The organism is Komagataeibacter sp. SM21 (genome assembly GCF_041402665.1).
Classification (GTDB): domain Bacteria; phylum Pseudomonadota; class Alphaproteobacteria; order Acetobacterales; family Acetobacteraceae; genus Komagataeibacter; species Komagataeibacter saccharivorans.
In genome coordinates, this window is the sequence record NZ_JBGLOV010000003.1 from 308,262 (window position 1) to 314,261 (window position 6,000).

Here is a 6,000-nt window from a genome sequence, read left to right on the forward strand (position 1 = left end):
GTTCTCCGTTATTCGGCCAGCGGCCAGCTTATGCCACCGGCATGGCAGCGCGCATAGGCAAAAAAGTGGAGGCCAGCCATTTCCCCGCGTGGGCACGTAGTCGGGTTTCAGGGCAGTTTGGTGGTGCGAATTTTCCACGGACGCTTGCGCGCAAGGGCCGGGCCTGACTTGCGCTCCGTCGTGTTCAGGGCCAGCAGCAGGTTGCCCATGCGGGTGCGGCGGTCAAGCTCGATCCATACATCCTCAGGGCTGACGGCCTGCGCCGCCCAGATTTCCAGCAGATGGACCAGCACATCCGCACTATGGGCGATCAGGCCCGCGCGGTCTTCCGTCATGAGATCCATCACGCACTGTTCGGCCGCACAGGTAAAAGCCCGCCCCGCGCGACGGGCGCGGGCAGGGTCCTGTGTCGTATCCTTGCCGGGGATGGCACGGCCCGACCGGTCCTGAAACGGGCCAAGCGCATGGGCCGCACCCGACTGGCTGGCTGGCGTGTGATGGGGGCGGGACATGATACGATGATGGGGATTATTTCACGTGCGGTCAACAAGACCCGTCCCGTATCGGCCCAGTGTTCTTTTCAGGTCGGATTGAGCAGGGCATGCGCTGGATTGCGATCTGTTGCATACGCGACAGGACAGGGCCAGCACCTGGCATTGTGTGCATTTGATCATTGCGGAATGGCAAAAATGATCCGGGGGCGACTTCCCGTCTCCTGTTTCCTGCCTCGCCTGAGACACACCTTCTGGCAGCCTTGGAAAGCTGATCCTGAACAGGGAGGAAGACAGGGAACAAAAGGTAAGAGATAACCCCAGATGGAAATATCTCTTTTCCACAGTGTCAGATGGCGCATCGTAATGGTGTTGCTGCTGATTGTCCTACACCATTACATGAACAGGGTCATCAATCAGCGGGCTATACCCCCCATTGATGTGCCGGGGGAGATGATGGTGGTAATCAGGCCAAAGAATTTATAGAATTTGTTGCTCGAAGAGTTGGCAATATAAATCAGATCCCGATCCCGCATCATGAATTTCTGTGCCAGGAAGAAACTGGCCGGATTCATCATATCCAACTGGTAAATGATGGGCGCAGTGGTGGCGTTCTGGTCTACTGGCATGCCCAGCCGCCTCAGAATATCGGCATTTTCAAAGCGGAACACATAAACCGCATTCGGATCGGCGCGCGAATCAATCGGGCCGCCATTGCGGGAGACTGCTTCGGCCATGGTCAGTGTCGGGGTCGTAAACTGGGTCTGGGTAACCCGGCCGCTGGCGCCGAAAACCGTGAAACTGCGGGGCTGGAAGGTCAACTGCACACGGTCGCCCGGCTGCACCACGATGTTCTGCTGCGGGTCAATTTCTATCGTTTTCAGCGGCATCTCGGCGATGCGTCCGTTACGGGTCAGCCGGACGGTATAATCCTCATGCGCCTGCGCGGGATGGTCCTGTCCCCCGGCGAGGGCGATGACATCCAGAATCCGTTCGCGGTTGGGGGTCAGTGAAATACGGCTGGGATGCTGGACAGCGCCATAAACCATGACCGAATTGGCGATATCGGTGGCAATACGGACCATGACCTGCGGCGACTGGGATTTGCCTTTCAGTTGCGCGGTGATGGCCTCAACAGCCTGACTGGTCGTCAGACCCGCTACATGCACCTGACCTGCAAAGGGGACCGTAATGTTTCCGGCACTATTGACACTGAGCAACGGCAGGCTGGAACTGCTGGAACTGCTAGGTATCGCGTTATTTCCTGGTGCCATGCCGATTAGGGGGGGGCTGAAAAGCGCGCTACCGACTTCATATATCGCAACCTGTAGCACATCACCCGGACCGATTGTGTCATTCCTAGTTTGATGGACCGGCGCGTTTCCACTATCCAGATTGCTGAACTGGGGGGGGGCTTCACTTTCGAGCAGCGTGATGAGATCCGGGCTGATCTGTACGATCGCGTATCCGACCGTATTCGTTTTCGGATCGCGCTGCATATGATTGACCTGCGCTTCTGTCGGGCCGCTGTCAGGCAGGGAATTACATCCGGTCAATAGCAACAGAAGCCCCCCCGCGACCGCGAAGCGTCTTTTTCTGCGCATGCTAGATGGAACGGGGCCCAAAGTTTTCGGAAAACAGAAGATGGTCAATGTGACACCGCGGATGAAGGTTTAAGGTGAAGCCGGTAATCAGGGTAGGCAAGGCACATGCATGCATCCAGCATGTCATGGATATAAAGCCCCGAAAAAATGGTGGGGCCTTTTATCAAATTCTGTTTCAACTGACTATAGGTAAAGGCCCGATCTGATATTGGATGTAGCCGTAAAGAAGATTATGAAGGGATATTTCCCTGTGAATCAATGCACTATTGACTGAACTGTGGGTTGGCAACAGCCTGTATCCCTTTGGCATATCAGTTGAGTCCCATATCCAGTCCTGATGTGTGAGGGGAGGCAGCAGCAACATGCGTTACATGATCGACTACAGCATTGTTTAAAGCGCATGCCGAATGACCTTCCTTTGTGGTCATCGGTCTATTGGCAATTCCGTCGCTGGATGATGGCGGGCGGCTTCGATGTAGTGGTGGCCTGATCTGCATATTGCTTTCGGTGCGTAGGGTGTAACCTCTACGGAGGCCATTATAGCCAGCCGGGCTTCCCGCTCAACGCCGGAAAGTGAATCATGCATTGTATATGGTGAGGGATAAACGCGAAAAGGGATCAAGGTTCCATTCTGGCGGTAGACGGTAGATCTACCTGCGGGACCCTGCATGTCATATCGGCCAGTCGTGACGATTATTGTGCCGAGGTCGGACGTTTCGCTGCCACCATTCCGGATACGACGGACGGAAAGCCTTGAACTTGGCCTATGTTGATCAGGGCTATATGGGAAAAAAGCCTGCTGCGATACCCTTGAGGTCGTCAGCTTGCCTGCGGCCAGACGAAGCTTGGTTCTACTCTCATGCTGATGGGTAAGAGATTTTTCGCATGGGCCACACGCCTCACAGGCTCATCAGGAACTGCGAGGGTTAAGCCTCAATCCTCGCGTCTCCATGTCGTCACGACCGCATGATTATGTTCTGAAATGCTTAAGATGGTAATATTCTCTATTACATGACGTGCCTCTCTTTTTGTTACCACTCAAAAGAGAGTTCCCGGTTTTTATGGTTTGGGATTGATGGGATGGCAAGCGTCTCGGGGGCATGCCCCCGAGACGCGTATCTGGCGGGCATGCGTCAGGGACGTGAACAGCGTTTCGTTGAGAGTCTGAATCAGAAAGCGGTTTGATTGATTTTCCTCAGAACTCTGCGGATATGGGGCAATCATCAACCACGCGTGGGATGACGAGATTGTTGCCTCGACATCCTTCGTGAGGCGACGGCAGCGTCCGGGCCATGCAAAGCTGCGCTCCACGATCCAGCGTTTGAGCAGGACGACGAAGCCTTCGGCCCGATCGCTACGTTTGACGATCTCGATCGTCCATCGGCCGAGTTCAGCCAGCGCACCACGCAACTTCTCGCCAGCATATCCCCCGTCACGATCCTGAATGTCGGCGGGATGTACGACAGTCGCCACGACATGACCCGCCGTGTCGGTCGCGATATGCCGCTTGCGTCCCCTGATCTTCTTGCCCGCGTCATAACCGCGTGGGCCGCCATTTTCAGCAGTTTTAACCGACTGGCTGTCGATAATGCCCAGTGAAGGCGTGGCGTCTCGCCCATCCTGCTCACGCGACAGGATCACGAGCATATGGTTCATGGTTTCCCATCGTCCCTCGCGGCTCCAACGGTAGAAATAGCCCTGTACGGTTGTGAAGGCCGGAAAGTACCAGGGCAACTGCCGCCATTGGCAGCCGGTCGTGACGATATGGAGGATCGCCTCCGTGACCTAGCGCAAATCCGTACGCCGTGGTCTGCCTAGGTTCTGTTGACAAAAGGTCTTTTCAGACTGGCCTGGACGTGATTCAACGCTGGTCTTTGCGGAGACCTGTAGATGCGTGGCGACCTGACGGACGAGGAATGGGCGATCATTGGCGGCCTGCTGCCGCCGGAACGTGGGCGTTGGTCACGACCGGCACAGGATAACCGTCTGTTTCTCAATGGAATGCTTTATGTCCTGCGTGTTGGTTGCCCATGGCGGGACATGCATGAGCGCTACGGAAAATGGAACTCGGTCTATGTGCGGTTCCGTCGGTGGGCAGAGCAAGGTGTCTGGGACGCTCTGCTGGAAACGCTGGTCGAACTTGGCCTGACCGATGACTGGCAGCACATGATCGACAGCACGGTCGTTCGGGCTCACGTAAGCACCCGGCGACTGCCGCCTTGCTGAATATTTCTATTCTGGTTCAGCTATGAATCATGAGCGATTCAAGAGATAGAGACGCGGTACTACCTGCGAGTGTCGCAGGTAGTACCGCAGAGAGGCTCCAAGGGAGCGGTATGGAGGCAGGAGAGCGAGACAGGCTGGCGGAAGCCTCGCGGATCGAGATCGTTTCGGATCGCCGCCGCTGGCACGCCCCTGAATTTCGCGCGCGCGTGGTCATCGCGTCCTACGAGAGCCGGCGCCCCGTAAGGGAGGTGGCTACACAGTATGGTGTTCATCCAAGCCTGGTGTTTCGCTGGCGGCGAGAGGCCCGGGCCAAAGCGCAGGGCGGAACATCGTTCGTGCCTGTCATGGTGGCTCCGGCACCTCAGCCGCAGGCATTGGAGCGTCGAAGCGAACAGGGAACGCCGCCTGGCCGAGCGGTCAGCGTGGTCTTTCCGGACGGTGTGCGGCTCGAATTCGACACGGGGCTGTCCGCTGATCGTCTGCGTGAGATTGTGGGCGCGCTGCGGTCATGATTCCGCTTCCCTCCACGCTGAGGATATGGCTGGCGGCCGGCGTGACCGATATGCGCCTCGGGATGCCCGGGCTGGCCCTGAAAGTCCAGGAAACGCTGGGTCGTGATCCTTTCGCCGGCGACGTTTATGCCTTCAGGGGAAAGCGCGGCGACCTGGTGAAACTGATCTGGCACGATGGCGTAGGCCTGTCATTATATGCGAAGCGGATCGAGCGTGGGCATTTCCTCTGGCCCTCGGCCAGGGACGGGGTGATCCATCTTTCCCCGTCACAATTAAGTTGCCTGCTGGAAGGGATCGACTGGAGAAACCCGCAGAAAACCTGGAGACCCGAACTGGCGGGATAATAAAAACTGCGCCAGATCAGCATATACTGGTACTCTTTTGAGCGCCCATGTGGTCAACTGTCTTCATGACGGGAGACACGGACGAGATGATGGCCCTGCGCGCGGCACTTGCCGCGGTCGAGGCGCGCGCTCAGGTCGCCGAATTCCGGGCGTCTTCTGCCGAAACCCGGGCCACTGCCGCTGAAACCCGAGCGATCAGCGCCGAGGCGCAGATCGCCCATCTCAAGCACCTCATTGCGCGGATGCGCCAGGACCGTTTCGGGGCCTCATCGGAGCGGGGACGCCGTCTGCTGGCCCAGTTCGAACTCGAACTGGAAGATCTGGAGACGGCGCACGCCGAGGATGCGCCGGAAAACGCTCCGGATCCTGCCGTGCTGGCGACAGCGCCCCGGCGCAATCACGGTCGCCAGCCGTTGCGCGCCGATCTCCCGCGCGAACGGGTCGTCATCCCCGTGCCGACACATTGCCCGTGCTGTGGCGGCGAGCGCCTGAGCAAACTGGGGGAGAGCGTCACCGAGACGCTGGAGGTGATCCCGCGCCAGTTCAAGGTGATTCAGACGGTACGCGAGAAATTCACCTGTCGCGACTGCGAGAACATCATCCAGCCCCCGGCACCTTTCCACCCGATCGCGCGCGGACGGGCCGGGCCAAAGCTGCTTGCGGGCATCCTGTGCGACAAGTTCCTGCAGCATCTGCCGCTGAACCGGCAGAGCGCCGCATTTGCCCGTGAGGGGATCGATCTCGATACCTCGACGCTGGCCGACTGGGTGGGGGCCTGCACGGCGACGCTGGCGCCCCTTACCGCGCTGATCCGGGCACATGT

General features: G+C 58.2%; 6 protein-coding genes and 1 pseudogene. 4 read left to right on the forward strand and 3 right to left on the reverse strand.

Features of this window, described 5'->3' with window-relative positions:
* Positions 1-107: 107 nt before the first annotated feature.
* From ACBR42_RS05380 to ACBR42_RS05390, 3 genes and pseudogenes are all read right to left on the reverse strand, one after another.
* Positions 108-512 carry a phosphoribosyl-ATP pyrophosphatase gene (locus tag ACBR42_RS05380; protein ID WP_132305345.1) on the reverse strand — a complete coding sequence of 135 codons (405 nt, stop codon included), beginning with the start codon at positions 510-512 and terminating at the stop codon, positions 108-110.
* Between the two features lie 395 nt (positions 513-907).
* Complete coding sequence (locus ACBR42_RS05385; protein WP_371207429.1) at positions 908-1,990, reverse strand: polysaccharide biosynthesis/export family protein; 1,083 nt, start codon at positions 1,988-1,990, stop codon at positions 908-910.
* Between the two features lie 1,274 nt (positions 1,991-3,264).
* Positions 3,265-3,922 (reverse strand): annotated as a pseudogene (locus ACBR42_RS05390) (IS5 family transposase); the annotation flags it as partial.
* A gap of 63 nt (positions 3,923-3,985) precedes the next feature.
* Here ACBR42_RS05390 and ACBR42_RS05395 point away from each other — a divergent pair.
* The 4 genes from ACBR42_RS05395 to ACBR42_RS05410 form a co-directional block, all read left to right on the forward strand.
* Positions 3,986-4,321 (forward strand): IS5 family transposase, encoded by a 336-nt coding sequence (locus ACBR42_RS05395; RefSeq protein WP_371207430.1) that lies wholly within the window; start codon positions 3,986-3,988, stop codon positions 4,319-4,321.
* Positions 4,322-4,431: 110 nt separating this feature from the next.
* Positions 4,432-4,833 (forward strand): IS66-like element accessory protein TnpA, encoded by a 402-nt coding sequence (gene tnpA / locus ACBR42_RS05400; protein ID WP_039998243.1) that lies wholly within the window; start codon positions 4,432-4,434, stop codon positions 4,831-4,833.
* Positions 4,830-5,177 carry an IS66 family insertion sequence element accessory protein TnpB gene (gene tnpB, locus ACBR42_RS05405; protein ID WP_007396145.1) on the forward strand — a complete coding sequence of 116 codons (348 nt, stop codon included), beginning with the start codon at positions 4,830-4,832 and terminating at the stop codon, positions 5,175-5,177. The genes tnpA and tnpB overlap by 4 nt, the downstream gene beginning before the upstream one ends.
* A 65-nt stretch (positions 5,178-5,242) precedes the next feature.
* Positions 5,243-6,000 (forward strand): IS66 family transposase zinc-finger binding domain-containing protein (locus tag ACBR42_RS05410; protein ID WP_371207431.1); only part of this gene is annotated, 758 nt, incomplete at its 3' end.